This window comes from Pseudomonas sp. P108 (genome assembly GCF_032613195.1).
Taxonomy (GTDB): domain Bacteria; phylum Pseudomonadota; class Gammaproteobacteria; order Pseudomonadales; family Pseudomonadaceae; genus Aquipseudomonas.
This window is the reverse complement of sequence record NZ_CP126692.1, coordinates 92,155-108,820: the sequence shown is the minus strand read 5'-3', so window position 1 is coordinate 108,820 and position 16,666 is coordinate 92,155. Positions and strand designations below refer to the sequence as shown.

20 protein-coding genes are annotated in these 16,666 nt (G+C 56.2%); 4 read left to right on the top strand and 16 right to left on the bottom strand.

Annotation, left to right across the window (positions count from 1 at the left end; all coding sequences use genetic code 11):
* Positions 1-468 precede the first annotated feature (468 nt).
* Complete coding sequence (locus QOM10_RS30100; RefSeq protein ID WP_316918516.1) at positions 469-897, bottom strand: hypothetical protein; 429 nt, start codon at positions 895-897, stop codon at positions 469-471.
* On the bottom strand, positions 890-1,378 hold the full coding sequence (locus QOM10_RS30095) for a phage protein NinX family protein (RefSeq protein ID WP_316918515.1): 489 nt from the start codon (positions 1,376-1,378) through the stop codon (positions 890-892). Before QOM10_RS30095 ends, QOM10_RS30100 begins: the two co-directional genes overlap by 8 nt.
* 317 nt (positions 1,379-1,695) lie before the next feature.
* Between QOM10_RS30095 and QOM10_RS30090 the strand changes: the two genes are divergently transcribed.
* Positions 1,696-2,094, top strand: a complete 399-nt coding sequence (locus QOM10_RS30090) for a hypothetical protein (protein ID WP_316918514.1) — start codon at positions 1,696-1,698, stop codon at positions 2,092-2,094.
* A gap of 263 nt (positions 2,095-2,357) precedes the next feature.
* Here the strand turns inward: QOM10_RS30090 and QOM10_RS30085 are convergent, their stop codons facing one another.
* The 10 genes from QOM10_RS30085 to QOM10_RS30040 all read right to left on the bottom strand — a co-directional run bounded on the left by QOM10_RS30085 (position 2,358) and on the right by QOM10_RS30040 (position 7,915).
* Positions 2,358-2,696, bottom strand: a complete 339-nt coding sequence (locus QOM10_RS30085) for a hypothetical protein (protein ID WP_316918513.1) — start codon at positions 2,694-2,696, stop codon at positions 2,358-2,360.
* A 460-nt stretch (positions 2,697-3,156) separates the two neighbouring features.
* Positions 3,157-3,777, bottom strand: coding sequence for a hypothetical protein (locus tag QOM10_RS30080; protein ID WP_316918512.1), 621 nt, complete (start codon positions 3,775-3,777; stop codon positions 3,157-3,159).
* A 443-nt stretch (positions 3,778-4,220) separates the two neighbouring features.
* Positions 4,221-4,712 (bottom strand): RES family NAD+ phosphorylase, encoded by a 492-nt coding sequence (locus tag QOM10_RS30075; RefSeq protein WP_057451319.1) that lies wholly within the window; start codon positions 4,710-4,712, stop codon positions 4,221-4,223.
* Positions 4,709-5,176 (bottom strand): antitoxin Xre/MbcA/ParS toxin-binding domain-containing protein, encoded by a 468-nt coding sequence (locus tag QOM10_RS30070; RefSeq protein ID WP_057451320.1) that lies wholly within the window; start codon positions 5,174-5,176, stop codon positions 4,709-4,711. Before QOM10_RS30070 ends, QOM10_RS30075 begins: the two co-directional genes overlap by 4 nt.
* An 86-nt stretch (positions 5,177-5,262) precedes the next feature.
* Positions 5,263-5,601 carry a hypothetical protein gene (locus QOM10_RS30065; RefSeq protein ID WP_316918511.1) on the bottom strand — a complete coding sequence of 113 codons (339 nt, stop codon included), beginning with the start codon at positions 5,599-5,601 and terminating at the stop codon, positions 5,263-5,265.
* A 255-nt stretch (positions 5,602-5,856) separates the two neighbouring features.
* Positions 5,857-6,171 (bottom strand): hypothetical protein, encoded by a 315-nt coding sequence (locus QOM10_RS30060; protein WP_316918510.1) that lies wholly within the window; start codon positions 6,169-6,171, stop codon positions 5,857-5,859.
* Between the two features lie 18 nt (positions 6,172-6,189).
* Positions 6,190-6,432 (bottom strand): hypothetical protein, encoded by a 243-nt coding sequence (locus QOM10_RS30055; protein ID WP_101165661.1) that lies wholly within the window; start codon positions 6,430-6,432, stop codon positions 6,190-6,192.
* Positions 6,433-6,446: 14 nt separating this feature from the next.
* Positions 6,447-6,632: a hypothetical protein gene (locus QOM10_RS30050; protein WP_101165663.1), complete on the bottom strand. Its 186-nt coding sequence runs from the start codon at positions 6,630-6,632 to the stop codon at positions 6,447-6,449.
* Between the two features lie 519 nt (positions 6,633-7,151).
* Positions 7,152-7,571 carry a hypothetical protein gene (locus tag QOM10_RS30045; protein ID WP_133125547.1) on the bottom strand — a complete coding sequence of 140 codons (420 nt, stop codon included), beginning with the start codon at positions 7,569-7,571 and terminating at the stop codon, positions 7,152-7,154.
* Positions 7,568-7,915, bottom strand: a complete 348-nt coding sequence (locus QOM10_RS30040; RefSeq protein ID WP_316918509.1) for a hypothetical protein — start codon at positions 7,913-7,915, stop codon at positions 7,568-7,570. The genes QOM10_RS30045 and QOM10_RS30040 overlap by 4 nt, the downstream gene beginning before the upstream one ends.
* 151 nt (positions 7,916-8,066) lie before the next feature.
* Here QOM10_RS30040 and QOM10_RS30035 point away from each other — a divergent pair, with 151 nt between their 5' ends.
* Positions 8,067-8,489, top strand: coding sequence for a hypothetical protein (locus tag QOM10_RS30035; RefSeq protein WP_133125548.1), 423 nt, complete (start codon positions 8,067-8,069; stop codon positions 8,487-8,489).
* Positions 8,490-8,513: 24 nt separating this feature from the next.
* Here the strand turns inward: QOM10_RS30035 and QOM10_RS30030 are convergent, their stop codons facing one another.
* From QOM10_RS30030 to QOM10_RS30020, 3 genes are all read right to left on the bottom strand, one after another.
* On the bottom strand, positions 8,514-8,957 hold the full coding sequence (locus QOM10_RS30030; protein WP_316918508.1) for a hypothetical protein: 444 nt from the start codon (positions 8,955-8,957) through the stop codon (positions 8,514-8,516).
* A 430-nt stretch (positions 8,958-9,387) separates the two neighbouring features.
* Positions 9,388-10,179, bottom strand: coding sequence for a hypothetical protein (locus tag QOM10_RS30025; RefSeq protein WP_101165671.1), 792 nt, complete (start codon positions 10,177-10,179; stop codon positions 9,388-9,390).
* Positions 10,180-10,389: 210 nt separating this feature from the next.
* On the bottom strand, positions 10,390-10,770 hold the full coding sequence (locus QOM10_RS30020) for a hypothetical protein (protein WP_057451328.1): 381 nt from the start codon (positions 10,768-10,770) through the stop codon (positions 10,390-10,392).
* 1,009 nt (positions 10,771-11,779) lie between these two features.
* Here QOM10_RS30020 and QOM10_RS30015 point away from each other — a divergent pair.
* On the top strand, positions 11,780-12,805 hold the full coding sequence (locus QOM10_RS30015) for a hypothetical protein (RefSeq protein WP_316918507.1): 1,026 nt from the start codon (positions 11,780-11,782) through the stop codon (positions 12,803-12,805).
* 1,298 nt (positions 12,806-14,103) lie between these two features.
* The gene (locus QOM10_RS30010; RefSeq protein ID WP_316918506.1) at positions 14,104-15,381 is read left to right on the top strand and encodes a sensor domain-containing diguanylate cyclase; all 1,278 of its coding nucleotides are present in this window, start codon (positions 14,104-14,106) and stop codon (positions 15,379-15,381) included.
* Positions 15,382-15,387: 6 nt separating this feature from the next.
* On the opposite strand, the gene QOM10_RS30005 is transcribed toward QOM10_RS30010, so the two are convergent.
* Positions 15,388-16,656 carry a hypothetical protein gene (locus tag QOM10_RS30005; protein ID WP_316918505.1) on the bottom strand — a complete coding sequence of 423 codons (1,269 nt, stop codon included), beginning with the start codon at positions 16,654-16,656 and terminating at the stop codon, positions 15,388-15,390.
* Positions 16,657-16,666: the final 10 nt, after the last annotated feature.

Sequence of the window (16,666 nt, the reverse complement as noted above, 5' to 3'; positions counted from 1 at the left end):
TGAAAAGGCTGTGTCACCGCCAAGGGTGCAAATCCCAAACAACTGCTCAAACCCCATACATGGAAGTGAGCAACACCCTAAGTCCGAGAGTAGGCTCCGACCCCGAAAAGGGTTCTGGGCGACCTGACTCCCAGACATGGGAAACGGGAATGACCGCGGCATGGGTACAAGCTATCGATCTAGGGTTTGAGGATCATCCCAACCCTGAACATTTATGCCGTGTGCGTGAACTGGGCGAGTGGGTGAGGAAGGAAGTGGTGAGCGTCTGGATGGATTGTGCGGCTGCTTACTGTGAGAGCAGCCAACCGGGAACAGCGGTCTCTTCCGAGCGGCACCGTTTCAGCGACGGCCTTCTTTCCCAGCGCTTGTGACGGGAATGCAGTCACGTCGCGCCCAAGCCCTGTAATGGGAATCGAGAACTGCAAGCGCAGCTCCGATTGCGGAGGGTGCTCGCAATCGGAGGAAGTCTTAGACGTTGGAAGGCGCTGGCGCTGCCCTGGGTGTCTGCGGCGTGAAACTGGGGCAACTGTAGTTCGGCCCGGTCTTTAAAGCGGTTTGCAGACCGTAGTCGTCATGGACGTGAGCAATGATCTGGCAACCGGTGGTGCTGGCCACGGCCTCACCCTGGATCGTGTCGATGAAGTCGCAATTACCGCTTGAATCCCACCAGCGGCATGTCTGGCAGACGCGCTTCGTCGATGTTGCCGCTGCATCGCGGGCCACTAATAACTCATCGAGCAGCGCGGCTACCCCGGAGTGACTGAATGGCCCCAGCATGCTGGTAGCATCACACCAGCGGTCTGGCTCACCTTGAACGCCCTCACTCAGGTACTGCCAGCCATCGCCAGTTTTGCGCAGCTCCACCTCACCGACCTGCAAGGTTGGGAAGTCACTCATCTGCGATGCCCCCAGCAATGGCAACTTCGGCGGAGCGGCTTGAGCAGATCAACTCAGCTGGCACGCTGACCACTGGCCCGCGAACGAACGCAATGATTGCGCGGCAAGCGGCAACCATAACGCCGTGACTTGTCTGGTGGGTCGTATCGCTTCGTCCGCAATGCGCGCTCCCCCAGAATTTGCCGTCGCCTAGACCAGATTCATGATTCCCCAAGACAATGGGATATTTCAGGATCAGAGGGCCGAGTTGGCTCCAGTTGGTGGAGGGGCTGTAAGTGAGCGTAGCTCGCGGGCCAGTAGATCCAGGGCCAATCTTGCACTTCATGCCATGCAGTTCGTCATGCCATATCCAGTAGCCGCCGTTCGCAGTGCGACCGAACGCCATGGGATCGTGACGGATGGGCAGCTCTTCGATGGTGGCCATCACCCAGTCCAGCGCAGCATCGATCAGGCTGCCTACTTGTACTTCAACCATTGCCATCGGTGTGTTCCTTGCTCCAGTGATGTGCCTATTGTCAGGCCATGGAGCGTGTGTCACCGCGCTGTAGGGCCGTCACACGGGAATGCTGAGAACCCAAACTAGGTTGTCAGGGCGAGGAAGAAGTAGGCATGCCCAGCCATGGTTGGGATTGCCGTACACGCGGCATTGTTATGCCCCCGCAAGACAGGGTTACCTGCAACCTTGCTTCGTTATACTTGCTTGTGAGAGTCCGACTAAGGTCAGAATTCCAGCCATGACGCCGTGGGCATTGCAAATGCTGCTACGGCATACTCAAACCGAAATGCAAAGGCGCAGTCGTGAACTCAGGACAGAAAAGAGGACTTTTCGCAGCATCGATAGCGATATCAATTTGTGTGGCTACAGTTTCACTGGCGGTCACCTGGAGCAACCACTTAGCCATCGTTGCACTGAAAACCGAACAAGACCGGCTTGATCAGGAAAGACTGAGGTCAGAGATAGCCCTCATGTCGAAAGCCTTTTTCAGCAGCATGAAACTTGCTGACTCTAAGGGTGGGCCTGATCTGACTGATGAGCAGTGGCGTGCGCGAGTCAGAGAATTCGCTAAGGCCTCGTGCAGTGGCTTTGAACAAGGCTACGCAGAGGCCGACAAAAGCAGAGCCAAGCCGGAAGATATAGCGATTTTTAACCCCATGATTATTGCGTGTGCTGGAATTCAAAAGACTCAGGACAACTGATCAATTCCCCAACTGCGAGACACAAATGCCTAGCAGCATTCTCTGCTCCCTATCCTGGGGTTTTAGAAGCTCTGCTACCCCAAGGGCTGCGTTGGGAAGTGCCGCTCTCTTCACCAACGGTAATGGACGTGAAACTCTGTGCCATCCAGCGAGCCGCAGCCTACCGCTGCGGCCAGAACGTCATCGACGTAGAAGTGCAGGTAGTGTGCTCTGTGACGCTCAGGCACGACGCTGGGCATTCGGGGAAAGGGTGTAGGCGCTCACTACTTGCTTACCTCTGAGTCGCTAGGCACCAGCGTGCAGGCACTAGCTATCATGAAGCCCACGCCAGCTATTTTGTGTTCGTGCTTCGGCCCAAAGGACTGGAGGTGAGCACGGACGCAATTGTTCAGCGCCTCGGGCGTGAAGCCTTCATTGAACTCAATGGTGCCGGGCGGCAGTTTGGTGCCGTAGAAAATGGCGGAAGCCAGTTCGGTGTAAATGTTTCCGTTCTTGAATTCATCAGGAATGTCAGCCCATGCCGGCAACAGTCTTTCAGTGGAGAAAGCCACTTCCGGCTTCGTGATGGACGCGATCTGCTCAGGGGTGAGGGAGTAAGCCATGCTCAGTCTCGGTTCCCATTTTGGGTTTGTGTATTTAGACAGTGGCCTGTGCTGAGGCCGGTTCGACAAGTGTACCTGTAGAACCGGCCCCCATTGCGTCAAGCCCGCTTAGGATTGGTGATCTTGACGGCTCACCAACGGTAATGGACGTGAAACACTGTGCCATCCAGCGAGCCGCAACCTACCGCTGCTGCCAGAACGTCATCGACGTAGAAGTGCAGGTAGTGTGCTCGGGTGTGCTCTGTGACCTCAAGGCGGCGCAGCTGAGCGACCGTGATAGGTGAATCTACCTCGACCGCCGCAAAGTAGGCCGATTCTCCCTTGCAGTGCCAAGGTCGGTTTATGGCGGAGATATGCGCTCCGTCTGGACAAAGGGGTGCAAGATGTTGAGCAATCCACTCCCGGATCGCATCGGCGCTGATGGCAGCGACAGTCGTTGTCGTGATCGTGTTTGTCACCATCACGCTGCCTCGCTCGACTCAGCGCACGCAGCAGGATTTTTCCAGCGGATTGCCTCAGCAATCAAAACCTCGAATTGGAAGCCAGGATCGGTGCTTACCTTCACGGTGTCGCCACGATTTTGTGCGATAGCCAGCGTGTAGGCGTCGGCCTGTTCTTTTTCCAGTAGTGAAAAGTACGCCTCGGGTTTGATGTTCGGGTTCAGGTGGTCATCGGCCAACAGCGAGCTGCCACCGTGGTTGTGGCTCAGCCCGAAAGTCATAGCGACATACATTGGCTCGCCGGCAGTGCGGTGCAGTTGACCGTCAATGATGAGCCAGTCGGTGGAACATGCCTGTAGGTGAGCTGCGATGCCATCCTTGCCCTCGTGTGCGCCGACGTAGATCCCAAAATGGGTGTTCGAGAGCATGGCGCTGTCGGTGATCAGGTTCAGCTCAGTGGGCATTACCGGGTAGCGCACTGCGCGGCGGTGTGAGCAGCCATGTACTGGCACGTCGGCCCATAGGCGCCCATCGAACCAGCGGTAGGAGACTGCCTCCATGTAGTTGCCGGACACAAAGTCCATTTCAGCGCCGAGAATCGCTACCGGTGCCTGCTCGCTGGTCACCTCACGGATCGACATGACTGCAACGCCGTCATCGAAACGCTGTGCGCGAGGCTTACGGCAGCGTGGGGGGATGACCTGGGCGACGTAGCTGTAATAGATAGTGCATTGCATGATGAGGCTCCGGTAGGGCTCGCCGGGCGGTGCCCAGCGCATTCGATACGCCCACTATCCACGCCCGATTGTTGTGTCATCGGTACACAGGCGCTCATCCCAAAAAATCCCCAGTTCACAGGTTCGGGTCGCAGGCGCGGTGGTAGTGATGCATTGACCAGACGGGGAGGGGCGTAGCGTGCTCTCAGGCTGCTCAGGGGTGAGCTGACACGGAACAGCGAGGTCTAGATCCGTTGTGTTGGAATAATCCCGACGCGGAGTGGGGGCAGCTGCGTGGAACCGCCTGCCGCCCCTAGGAGATTGTCATTGATCCCTGAAACCCACATCCGCCGCTGCGGCGTTGCGGGTCAGGGTTTAACTAGACGGGTGTCCAGACCGAAGCGCTCTTGCGCGATTAGCCGGTAATGGCCTTCTGCAAGGTCACAGCTGACCAGCAAGTTCCATGAATGGCGGGTGACTGCGGAAGGGATCAGCACAAAGGGATGCTGCGCCAGCAAGGCGTCAGCAAACTTCTGTTGGTTCGGTGACGCGCTGGCGCTCGACAGCCACACCGGGTTCGGTACGTCCTCTGGCTGCACAACGTGAATCAACGACGGATCGAGAACTTCGAAACAGGTCAGGACGTGCGGCACGGTGTCCAGGGCATCAAAGCCAGAATGCACTGCTACTTCGAGGATGGCGGTCGATGGGTCAGCAGATGCGTAAACGACGTTACGCCCAGCAGGGTTCCACCGGCCACCTATCTTGTGCGCACCGATGCCGCTATCCCATGTGTCTTTGAATTCCTCGCGGTCGAGGCGCCAAGCGTGCCAAGAACCTGACCATGGCAAAGGGTTCATTGGTATACGCCATATCGGATGCGCTCAAGGTAATCCTCGACGGCCTGAAACCCGACAGGGTTGTCGATCACGTCTAGGGGTACGGTGCCATCCAAATACTTGCAGGGGCGACCCAGCCATTCCTCTGCCAGCTTTTGAGAGCCAAACACGTTGATGGCATGCTCAAGCACCTTGGCATACTGGAATGCTACGGCGCTCTGTTGGGAATTGAGTTGGGCCGGCTGCTTGGCGCCTTGGCGCTGGAGCGTCCTGATCGACTTTCCAACGATGCGGCTCATGATTTTGTTGGTAGCAAACAACTCAGAGAGCGAAAGCATGTCCTGTACGTCTTTCAGGGCAAAGCCTTTGTTGGTGAGCTGGTAGAGCATCACCGGGCTGAGTTGGCCCATGTCGATGCGCAGCAGGTACTCGGTAGGCCTGCGGGCGGCTGGGGCTTTGTTGGTACGGGCTTCTGCGGTAAGCATGGGGTTATCCTCCATGTGCGACATATGACGCCAGTGTAGCGCCAATTGTCGCGTTTCGCACGACGAAGCGTTGAACGGTTGCTGAATCATGCGAATGCAGTGCCTCCAGCCAACTCACGTCCGGCATCAATGGCGGCATCAGCTTGCCGTGTTGTGAGGTCGTAGCTCAGGGCGATGGTACGAGCGCCGTCACCACAGAAGGTTTGGCGGTAGGCGTCCAGGCAGACGCCCGCGCCATAGTTTGACACTGCTCGCTTAGCCTTGGCCGTCATGTTGGTAGGCCCAGCGCCAGTACCCTTGTCGTCGCTATGCGACAGCAATACCTGATCCCCCTCAACCAACAGCACCCCAGCTTTCGGATGCCGCGTCATGTACTGGTTTGATTCCTTAATCCCGGACTCAGTGTTTGGGAACTGAGCAACCACAAGGTAGCTCCGTCCTAGATGTTGCACAAACTTCGGCTCGGGGGTTGGCATCGCTCATTCTCCACGTTGGTTTCGATGTGGTGATCATGAGGGGGAATGCGCTGTGTCATCGTTTCGGCGTGAAGATGCCCGATTCCCATGGCAGGGATCGAGGTTGGGCGTTGGGGCGAGAACGTGTCTTCGCTGGGAAGGTGCGGCTGGGTGGGTGACTCATTACTCGAAGCGCCAGTGTGAAAGCTGGCGCTCGTCCAAGAATCAAGCCCGCCCGGCTTTGTAATAACCGTCGGCCCACGCAGCTGAGTTCTTTAGCCCCATGCAGGCAAGACACTTATCGGCTGCCTTCCAGCCATACAGCCACTTCTTGAGCACGTCGAACGACATGTGAGGCTCAACGTCTGGGGCCTTTGCTACCACAGCCTGCAACTGGCGCAGGTTGGCGATTTCAGCCGCAACGCTGCAATCCATGCTGTCGAGGTAGTCTTCAACAAACGGGTTGCCGCTGTTGATGATGCCGGCCTCAAGCTGCTTAGCCATTTGAGCAATGTAGCCATTTTGAATCCTGGTGCTCATTGAGGTGTCTCCGAAGGCTCAGCCGGCGAGGGCGGCGCAGCTGCGCACAAAGTGATGAGGGTCATTGGCGAGTGCATTGCGAGCTTGCTCGTCACAGATGCTCCAGTGGTCATTGGCGACCTTGCAGCGCCCGATGCGATCCAGCGTTTTCAGGTCGGCAGATGTGATGCTTCCACTGCTGGCCAGTGCATCGACACGGGCCTCGCGCTCGGCATAGATGACTTTCGCTTCTTGTGGAGACGGTTGGCGGCGCTTGTTCATGACTGTCTCGCAAATCAGCGGGTGACGGCGCGAATTACGCCGGTAGGGGTTTCGTAACGGGCAAGATCGGCGCCGGGCGCGACCATGACGCCATTGCCCACGCCGGCCAGCTCGCGAGCCTCGTAAACTGCATAGGCCTCAGTGGCAACGTCCTTCTGATAGTACGTCTGCCCGTCGCGCTCGATTAAAACTCTGAACATGATCTATCCCTTAACTTGAGGGGGGTGGCTTTGAGAGGGGTAGCTTAAGAGGGAGAAGGGCGTGTCATTTTTGCACGCTGGCGCTGAGGACAAATGCTCAACACCAACTCTGGGAGTTCAGAACGAGGCGGGGAAATATCAGATCATTTCAAAAGCCGGAGACGACGGAGTGCTCGGATATGCTGCGTAAACCCCTTGCAAATGCACAGCTATGGGAATTTAGTCTTTTTGGGTTGTGTTACCTGAAAGTAGATCCGCAACAGCAGCCATTATGTGCCTGACGAATAGTGATGAGACGAAGAATCCCAAGAGGCCCGGCAGGCAGTAGGCCTGCAACGTGAAGTCTCCTTTGAAGGGGTTGGCGGCTACAGCTGCGTTACCGAAGGCTAGTATGCAGAGTCCTCCTATGATGAGGCAGATAGTGAGATTGCAGAGCTGAAAGGTATTCAAGGTGGCATCCTCTGATTGAAAGCCCAGTCTACTCACACCCTGATTGGCGTTCACTCGAACTGGTTCCGGTTACTCATTTCCGGTGCGAGTGATAATTCGAGGCCAAGATGCCGATTCTTTATCATCAGCCGAATCACAGCCACGCCCCACGCCGAGCGCTGAGGCGATCTGTGCCGAGAGTTCGCTGCCAAGCTCGATCAGCCTTGCGTCGTGCAGGATCGCTCCATCGCTGCTCGGGTGAGCCTTCCGGTAGAGGTAGCCAAGCGGATTACGAACCAACCCACATCCTGACTTGCCATCTGTGGACTCCAGGGCGACACATGGCCCGGTGTGGCAGTCCAGATATTCGCTGGCTAGATCGCAGGGTTCGACGGTGCAGCAGTAACCGCACCCATTACAGGGTTGGCCGAACTGGGGTTTGCGTTGTGAAAGCGGCATTGAATTCATCACTTGAACCTCACCTGCGCCATTCTGAGAAACCTCGATCACCGCTGGGTCATCCCTTTGATGGCATCAGCAGCGTCGTACAGCCCCAAGCGGTTGGCGAAGGTGTGTAGGTCAGCCAACTGATTGCGGTTGGAATCTTGGCGTTGCGGTTGCTGAGGGATGCCGGCAAGTATCTTGCTCAGATGCTGTGGCATGCTCCGGGCTGCCGGCGCGTCGTCGATCCGCTCACCGGCCCGGCTGAACACGGCATGCGGCTCCACGTCGAAATCATGTTCGTCCTGGGCGCGACATTGAGCGCAGGTGGCGTTCCGATCCCCATTGGGATCGTCGTCCAGGATGCAAAGCTCCGTCCCACAGTCGATGCAGTTACCACGGTCGTCGGTCATCACCACTACCTCTGAGATTTGTTGGTCGCCCATGATAGGCCCGAACAGGCCTGTGCCACCTTCGGGTGCTTTCTCGGCAGGCCAGATTCTCGCCCTTCAACATTGGTATTGAGAACCGGGCACGCTCAAAACCGAATGCCGGCAGCGAGGTGTGCCGCCGATCACCGAGTTGGACTATCTGCATCCACTTCGGGGGAAAGTGCGGGGGGGAGGCGTTAAAATCACCACCCATGGGCGCTATGTGCTTGCGCCGTCACTCCCGCCTCCAGGAACCCAATACGAAATGCTCCATGCTGTCATGCACCATTCGAACTCACAAAAGCCGTACTGTCTGCTTACCGTGATCACGGTCATGGCATTGGCTGCATCCATCCACGGTACGGATAAGGCAGTGATGGAAACTGGTTACCGGATGCTCGGGAAGATGAAACCGCAATACGTGAAAGTCATCCTCGACATTATCAACTCCCCATCACCCTTGAAGCACATGAACGCCTTCGTGGCCAGCCTGCCTGACCGAATCCTCACAATGAAGGTGCAGCATCCTGCGCTGCCGATGCTTAACGCCGGCTAAATGCGGAAAAATCTTCAAGTCAGATTATTGGGGGTCGGAGACAAGTGTAAGCGCTGTGGTCTCCACCCACGCAGCCGCTCGCAACCAATCTACAAACGCTTGCACGTCCTGGCCACTGTGCTCTTGCAACTTCCCCATCCGGCCATCAAATTCGCATAAGACAAACGCATCCCCTTCATAGGGGCCATCCTGAAAGTAGTCGCTACCTGTGTTGTCGGGATCAAGCATCTGCTCGATGTGCCGCCCATGCAGATCATCTAGATACTGGTCGGTGCGCCAGCCACGGGGAAGTCGCAGGGCCTCGCCCGCTTTCTTCGTCAGCCCGAAATAGTCCGCGTCGCCATTCTCCAATATCCCGGTCATCATCCAGTACAGTCGTCCAAGGGTTGGGTGAGTCGTGCTCATCAATACGTTCGGGATGAGTGCGGGCTCGGGGGCTTGGCTGCTTTTCCATTCGGCGAGAAGCATCCAATTACGAAACTCATCTGGGGTTTGCCCGCTGCGCTCCTGAAGTGACCGGAGTGTCCCGTGATACCCAACATGGGATTCGGTAGCTTGGGCTCCAGCGTTCCAACATTCTGAGCCCTTGCGCCGGGGGTTGAATACTTCCCTTAGATGATCACTGTGGAGCCGTGCCAGAGTTGAGTCCGCGCCCCAGTCACCGGGCAGCCGCAGCGCTAACCCAGGATTGGTCGTAAAGCCTATGAAGTCTGCCTCATGGTATCGGTCAGTTCGCTTGCTATGGCGCCAGTAGAGCGTACCGAGTTGTGGGTGGCTGGCGCTGATAGTCACTTCTGGGCGCATTGGTTAATCCACAATACTGGGGCTTGCCGAATAGCCAGTTTCATTTTTGACGCAAGTGCGCTGCTGGCGGAATTGTCCATGGTTGGTTTGCCAGTCATCCTGCCTTGGCTGTTAACTCTGGACGCTCTTGGCTGATAGAGCCGGGTTCACAGCGGTATGCTTGAATGGCGTTACGCATTGCCTCGTACTCTGGAAGCCGGGTATGGGCTTTCACCCACCTAAGAACCCTCTCGCTTTCTGCCTCACCATGCAGTGCTCTGATTGAGGTTAAGGCTTTGCTTTTGCACTCCATGGTGGCAAGCGGCCCAATTAGCTTGCGAGCGTCATGGCAGCGCTGCCGGAGCCGCCAACCTTGCTGGCGCTCACCCTGGCTATACGCCCGGTTCATTTGGCGGGTTAGTTCGAACAGGTGGTGGCGGGCAGACCTGAGTCGTGTCTGTTGACTAATATTCGCTCTACCAGTCTCAATGCCCCAGCTGGTGGTCTGTAACAGACCTGCAAGGGCGAATTCATGTTCCAGTGGCTGACTGTAAGGCACCGTCGCCCACTCGACGATCTGCTGGGCTTTGATAACCCTGCGTTGGTAGTCAAGCAACCCGTCCACAGCGCTCTCTCCACGCAACCTTTCGAAGGACTCGACCACAAGGTACTCGAACTTGATGTTCACCCGGTCGGATGCTTCGTACTTTAGGAAACGGGTCGTCACCTCTATCTCCTTCTGCATAGCGGTGTTCCCGTCGTTCTTGGCGGCGTCGAAGGCTTGCTTGTACTTCTCCATAGCAGCTGCGATGCGCCCCAGAACAACTGCGTGCCAAGGGCTCTTGAGCATGAACTGAAAGGCTGGTGCTTCGTCCTTGAATGCCTCAAAAGGCTGCGTGCTGGCCATAAGGTTTCGTCCAGGTGTGAGCGAAGCCTGATTCTATGAACGAGCTGCTGATCACTGCCACTCAACCCGCATCACTTACTCGCAGGTCGCATCTAACGTTGGGAACCGAGGGGTGCGCTCTTTGACCACGCGCTGTCATAGCTGGCGTTTTAGGGCGGGCGCTGTAGCGGAGCGCCGGTTAGGGGGCGAAGATGACGCCCCCCGATGTGATTACATGCCAGCCGCGTTCAGCAGGGGATTGCTGGAGTTACCGCCACCGCCGTTGGTCTTGTACGCATCGAGTAGCTTGCCGGCCTTGTTCCATTCGAACACAGCGGATTCAGCCTTGTTTTTGCCAACAAAGGGGATCGCGGTAATCAGGTTGTACTGGTACTGCCAGATTTCTTTACCCGCGACTTCGCTTTTCGAGCTGGGATAGCCAATGGCGCTCACAACCTGGCTCTGGGTCGCCTTGGAATCTTTCAGTGCCTGCACCTTTTCAGGGGCAACGTAAGTGCCGGTCTCGTAATCCAGAGGGCTACGACCGTTAGCGCAGCCGGTCAGCATAGAGACGGCCAGCACTGCTGCGGCCAGTAGGGTTGCCTTCTTCATTTCACTTCCTTTCTGTCAGTACATACCGCCATCAGCGGCTTAAAGTTCTTGGCCTCAAGGCCAGCGGCCAAGATGGGTGTCGCGGCCCTGGCGCTGCCGTGATGGCGATACCTGGGCATGACTGCTGGCTAGTCTGGGACTGGTGGCACGATACAACTCTTTGCCCGAGGATGCTCCCGCCGCCGTAATTATGCTCGCCTGCCATGGGTCGCCATCAGGGGCACCGTGAACAGACCATCGCGGTTGGCTCTGCGGGGTTGGTGCATAGCCTTGTCATTGATGCGCCGGAACAGATTTGATGCTCAGAATTGACGCATGAGTGCGCGCCTGATGCGATTTTGTGAGTCATGAGTGCGCTGCATATTGCACAGCCTCATGTTTTGGCTCAAAGCGTGGAAGCGCGACCAAACCAGAAGGGTCTGTAAGAGGCGGTAGTAACGCTCTTGGGCTGCTGCTGCCGTGAGGCAGGCGCAGCGCCCGGAGCCCTCGTTCAGCTTGCCAGCGCAGTCTGCAAGGGCACGTCGTGCGAAAGCGGGCATCGCTGGCCATACGACCACATGGAGAGCACCCGGAATGTCTGCATGCCCGGAGTGTGGTGGATGACCACATACCAGCCGGACGGTTGGTGGCACACGCCACGGAAGCAATGCTCGTTGTTCCAGTCAGCCAACTCCTGGCTGCCAAAATAGAACGAGCGAGTTGTAGGCCTCTCAGCGATAGCAGTGATTTCATTTGGCGTCATGGTCTTGGCCTTGGTTGTTGAAGTTGATGCGATCAGGGTAGGTGTTTGCAGGTCGTGTCATCGAGGCACGCTGCATCGTGGCTTCAATTGCTCACACCCCAAAAATGGAATCGAGCCGGGCTATTTTTTTGCCGGCTATCAATGAGGACTTCCGATTCAGTGCCCTTTGCAAACCCACTATCAGGATATGAGGGCACCGCATGTGCCTATTGCGTATGGCGTTGATACCGAATCCCAAGCACGGGGATGACGGCTAGTGAGGGTTTTATGAACGAATCGGCCTGCTTTTCCGACCTGAGCCTCTACGAACTCGACCGCTTCCAATGGCTGGAAGCGAATCAGGGGAATATTCAAGGGTTCACCACCGAGCGCGGTAAGGTACTTGCCGAGCATGCAGGGAGCATGGAATCGCTCAAGGCACACCAGATCATCCCTGGGTACATCAACGCGTTGCTGCTGAACAATGACAACCGGCAGTCGCTAGGGCAGAGCCTAAGCACTTACAAACTCACCACCTCGTGGATCACAGGGCAAGTGATTGAGGAAGCTCGCTCGTATGTAATGAGCCTGTTCAACGTGATCCTGAATGAGGTGAAGGTCTACACGATTGATGAGACTGTCATGCCTGCAACGAGCCACGGGGTCGTCTATAGCAACGGAACCCGTAAGCACGTCATCGCGGCGCCACGAATGTCCTTCGACCCCTATGGTGTGATGGTGCGCCAGTTTGCCATCGCGGCACACTACACATTGATGCGTGGGAAGCCTGGGCTCGCTGCAATGATGAGCGACGACCTCACCCAAGCAATGGTCGGCCAGTATGCAATGCTCAGATTCGCAGCTGATGAACCGGAAAAGTGCTCCGTTATGCGTCATCTGCATTTGCTCGTCGGATGGGAGTTCGCCAAAGGGCTTTCTCGAACCCCAGAATTCCCTTTGGGATTCATCACCTCAGACCTGGGTGAGCAGTTGATGCATGCCTACGGTACTGGGATGTTCAAGGCCCTTGTTACCGAGCAGTACGAGAGCGCGAGCAACGGTCAGGCCATGTGGTTCGGTAGCTGTAATTTCACTGGGACAGCGATGGCACTGAGCTTTCTGGGTGATGATTATGGTATGGCTCGATTCATGGAAATCGACACGGGTGATCGGAAGCTCGCGGACAAGCTCATGGAAGCGTTCCCCGGCCTGGGCATGAATGATTTCGAGGCCATGCAGGAAGGGTTCAACGCTCGGCTGTCGTCGATCATCCGTTCAGTAAGCGAAAGCGAGCCTGTCGCCAGCGCTGTCTAAGCTCACTGTGAATCGGCCGCGACAGGCGCGGCCACTCCTACTTATCTGGGAGGCAGGCTGAAATAACCTCTCCTGTGGTTTCTTCCCTTGTTGCAGTGCAGCCAGCTGGGCAAGCACCTCTCGTATGCCCTGTCGCAGTACCACTGCTGTAGCTCCGTATCGACCAGCATAAGCCCGCATTGCAAGTTCCCATTCCGGGATTTGGTGCTTCGCCGTGGTCAGATCGAATTGCTCAGGCCTGAGACTCGGAAATCGCATTGCAGGATAGGAGTTAAAAGGGGAGGGCAGAGCCCTAGGCAGAAATGCTGGCCATGGCGTCTGCGACAGTCCGAAAGCGACCTACCGGTGATGCATGGCGAACGCCATCACGCACCGCGATCAACCAGTATTCCTGTGTGGATGCAGCTGTCACGCATAAGCCAGTCCAACTGGCCGGCAGCGTGCGCCCATCGCGATCAACAACACGGTCTATCTGTCCAGATTTAGACATGCACGCGTAGGGCATATCGAGTGGATTTAGACGCGGTAGTGGCGTATGCCTGCAAACCGCATGGGAGCGATGCATAAGGGTTTACCTCAGATGTAGGGGGACGCCCTAGGGCGCGGTACGTGACGCACTGGGCAGATATAGGGTTCCGAAAACCGTCAGGCACTTACTTTCATTCTGCCGGCGTGTAGGCCGTAGGTGGTGCGTTAAGCGAGACCGGTAATTATGTCGGGCGGGTATCGCCGTCTCCATAGATTCAAAGGCTGCCCATAAAAAATCGTCGCACCCCAAATTGGGAAGCCAGACCATGACGAGACTCGTCTCCCATGTTCTGTTTTCGTGCAGCGCCTGCAAGATGGGGTGCCCCATGCGGCACTGAAACGCCTCCTGCACCGATCCCTGCAATCATCTGGCAGATTCCTCGAAAACGGCATCCGAGTCGGTGCCGGTTCCGAACCGCTGGAGCTGAGAAGATTGTCAAAGTTGTGCTTGGGAAGCCGGTTCTGAAATCCGTGCGTAGGAGCCCGGCTCGCGCTTCCAAATCTGGGAATCGACGCCTCGCACCGCGAGCCAGGAAGTGGAGTTTGTCGTCTCCGATTCTGGCGACCGAGGCGGAGTGTCATGCCTTTTTTAGAGGGCGAGATTCACGGTTTTGCAGAAAAAAACAAAGCCGGAATCCCCCATCCTTGAACAACACTTTGCGAGGGTGTAGGCAACACGGTGTGACCAAGCAGAATCACGCCTGAAATCGGGACATGTTCTCTTAGGCGGCAGACAATAGAAGTGTCTTTACTACTGCCACGGTTGCCCCATGCCTAATAGTCACAACAGGGTCACAGACTGCACTCCAATCGTGATGTATCTCCGCGCCGACGATTGCGCCGCAACGGGTACAGCGGAGTATTTAGCTGGGCTTGGAATGCAGGTTGCTGAGGCTGATCTTGCAGGTGCCAGCTTTCAGCGAGCGGTGAGTGTCGCCGAAGTACCAGTGCTGCTGATGGGGCACCAAGTTCTGGACTGGCCGGTATCGTTCTCGACCCTATGTGGGCAGCTCGAAACTGGGGGCGAAGACAGGCTTATCATCGTTATGACTAATCGGCACATTACATTCAGTGAGAGGCACAGACTTTCTGCCCTGGGGAACGTCAGGATTACTAGCGTACAGGAGGACAGTAAGAGGGTTCGTGACATGATCCGAGATTGGATGCGTGACAGGACAATGCTTGGTTACCGCGTGCTGCTGGTCGAGGACAGCAAGACAGACGCGTACTTGGCCACCAAATACATGGCTGAGGTTGGTGTTGACGTTTTGCATATTCGCAGTGCTATGGAAGTGCTCGATGCAATCGAGGACTTCCAGCCTGACCTTATCATTAGTGACTTGCACATGCCTGATTGTGAAGGTGACCAGATGGCGCGAATCATCAGGCAGGACAGGGATGCAACCATGCCTATCATCTTCCTCTCCGCCGAAGGTAACAGCGAGAAGCAATTACTGGCTCTAGCTGCCGGCGCAGATGGCTTCATTCGCAAACCCTTGCACAAAGAGCCATTCATCAAGGTACTCAAGTCCACTATCCGTCGATCAGTCGCTCTTGAGAACAGAATGCGTCGTGATCCGCTTACAAACCTGCTGAACCGAGCGCAGTTCGATACCAATCTTCGACGTATGGCAGAGCGAGGTGAACAATGCGCACTGGCGGTTCTGGACATTGACCATTTTAAATCTGTCAATGACTTGCACGGGCATCCAGTCGGCGATCAGGTGATCTGCCGGCTAGCCAAGTTGTTGGAGGACGGAGTTCGAAGCACGGACTTTGTGGGGCGTATGGGGGGGGAAGAATTTGCGCTTCTTATGCCTTCGTGCGATATGGAAAATGCATTGGCCGTGCTCAACAGGCTGCGCGTCCAGTTCAGCGATCAACAATTTCTCCCAGAAAGTGGGAATCCTTTCTGCTGTGCATTCAGTGCAGGACTTGTGACGCTCGGCGCTGACTATCACCTTTCATACAAGGCCGCAGACGACGCTCTCTACGAGTCAAAAAAAGAAGGGCGCAACCGAGTTACGGTGCGCCCCTCGTTAGCCTAGTGAGTTTCAGGCTGTGATGGTTGAAAAACCAACATCTTCCTCGTTAGCCGCATCGCCTTTCTCGCGTGAGCGCACGGATGCATGGGATGGCTGAGGTGCGTTTTGATTCGTAGTGCGATCAGATGACTCTTGATCCACATGGGCCTGTTCAAAAGTACCTTCCAGCGTTACCTCATCATGTTCATCGTGAGTCAGAAGCGCTTTCCTCAAAATCTCGTCATCATCAAACCGTGCAACCGGGAAACCGTCCGGCATTTCAACTCGATCCAAATGACCCCGAATGTCGCCGTAGGTTAGAACGCTACGGGTGCGCATCAGCTTAACCAACTCAATGAGAACCTTCTGGTTGACGAGACATGCTGCATGACAGCGGTCGTACACGCTACGGCGCAGCATGGTGATTCGTGACGCCTTAATTTGGGCTTCATGAATATTGGCCGGCGTAGCATTGAAAGTCCTGTCATGCCCGAGCATCAGGTACTTCGCTGCCAGTTCATCAAAAGAGGTCAGATCATCCAGAGCTGCTTGGCTAGATGAACCAGTCAGCACCTGCTCAGCAGCCGACCCCATCATGAGCATATGCAGACGCCAGTACATGAAGTCGGCTGTCCAAACCAGGTTGGTGTTGCTGTACACCTTGGCAACACGATTGTTTACATCCAGTTCAAGGCTAAACGTGTCGTCGAACAACACGTTCGATCCCGCATAGCCGATAGCACGACCGGCTTGGTGTGCCAGTAGCCGAGTAAGATCGGCAACAGTCACTTGAAAAGTAGGCATTTGCGCAACCGACTGTTTTATGCCGGCGACAGCCGTGAGGGCCTGACTGTTGGTGGCGTCAGGAACATCAGGCGTTTTAGATGGGAAGGCGATGTAGGAACCCGCAACGACCAGAGCTAAGGCGCCGACTCCTGTGGCAACTAAGCCAACATTCCCTGCCACATACTCCGCTGCCGGTGCCCAGCTGATGTAGCAAAGGAAGGATAGGCAGGTGATAGCCCAGCTGAGATTCAGTGCTGAAACTACCCCCTTACCTACCGCTCGTGCTACATCCCCAGACTGCGCGACCACGATCTCACGCACCAGCAAGAGGGTGGCGATGACCAGAGAAAGCAAAATCGCTGCGGTGCAGGCGCTGGCTACTTCGTCGCTGGGTTTGGAGCCATAGCTGTAAACGGCAAGCATATACAGGCCCAGAAATCCCACGTTGAGCAAGCAAGGTACTGCCCACTGTGGGAGTAACGTTCCCGCATCCTTTAGATTGTGCAATCTCATAGTCTCACCG

Excerpts from the sequence above, each read along its gene's own strand:
- QOM10_RS30100 (WP_316918516.1), bottom strand. The coding sequence starts at position 897 with ATGAGTGACTTCCCAACCTTGCAGGTCGGTGAGGTGGAGCTGCGCAAA.
- QOM10_RS30095 (WP_316918515.1), bottom strand. The coding sequence starts at position 1,378 with ATGGCAATGGTTGAAGTACAAGTAGGCAGCCTGATCGATGCTGCGCTG.
- QOM10_RS30085 (WP_316918513.1), bottom strand. The coding sequence starts at position 2,696 with ATGGCTTACTCCCTCACCCCTGAGCAGATCGCGTCCATCACGAAGCCG.
- QOM10_RS30080 (WP_316918512.1), bottom strand. The coding sequence starts at position 3,777 with ATGTCGATCCGTGAGGTGACCAGCGAGCAGGCACCGGTAGCGATTCTC.
- QOM10_RS30075 (WP_057451319.1), bottom strand. The coding sequence starts at position 4,712 with ATGAACCCTTTGCCATGGTCAGGTTCTTGGCACGCTTGGCGCCTCGAC.
- QOM10_RS30070 (WP_057451320.1), bottom strand. The coding sequence starts at position 5,176 with ATGCTTACCGCAGAAGCCCGTACCAACAAAGCCCCAGCCGCCCGCAGG.
- QOM10_RS30060 (WP_316918510.1), bottom strand. The coding sequence starts at position 6,171 with ATGAGCACCAGGATTCAAAATGGCTACATTGCTCAAATGGCTAAGCAG.
- QOM10_RS30055 (WP_101165661.1), bottom strand. The coding sequence starts at position 6,432 with ATGAACAAGCGCCGCCAACCGTCTCCACAAGAAGCGAAAGTCATCTAT.
- QOM10_RS30050 (WP_101165663.1), bottom strand. The coding sequence starts at position 6,632 with ATGTTCAGAGTTTTAATCGAGCGCGACGGGCAGACGTACTATCAGAAG.
- QOM10_RS30040 (WP_316918509.1), bottom strand. The coding sequence starts at position 7,915 with ATGACCGACGACCGTGGTAACTGCATCGACTGTGGGACGGAGCTTTGC.
- QOM10_RS30030 (WP_316918508.1), bottom strand. The coding sequence starts at position 8,957 with ATGCTTCTCGCCGAATGGAAAAGCAGCCAAGCCCCCGAGCCCGCACTC.
- QOM10_RS30025 (WP_101165671.1), bottom strand. The coding sequence starts at position 10,179 with ATGGCCAGCACGCAGCCTTTTGAGGCATTCAAGGACGAAGCACCAGCC.
- QOM10_RS30020 (WP_057451328.1), bottom strand. The coding sequence starts at position 10,770 with ATGAAGAAGGCAACCCTACTGGCCGCAGCAGTGCTGGCCGTCTCTATG.
- QOM10_RS30015 (WP_316918507.1), top strand. The coding sequence starts at position 11,780 with ATGAACGAATCGGCCTGCTTTTCCGACCTGAGCCTCTACGAACTCGAC.
- QOM10_RS30010 (WP_316918506.1), top strand. The coding sequence starts at position 14,104 with ATGCCTAATAGTCACAACAGGGTCACAGACTGCACTCCAATCGTGATG.
- QOM10_RS30005 (WP_316918505.1), bottom strand. The coding sequence starts at position 16,656 with ATGAGATTGCACAATCTAAAGGATGCGGGAACGTTACTCCCACAGTGG.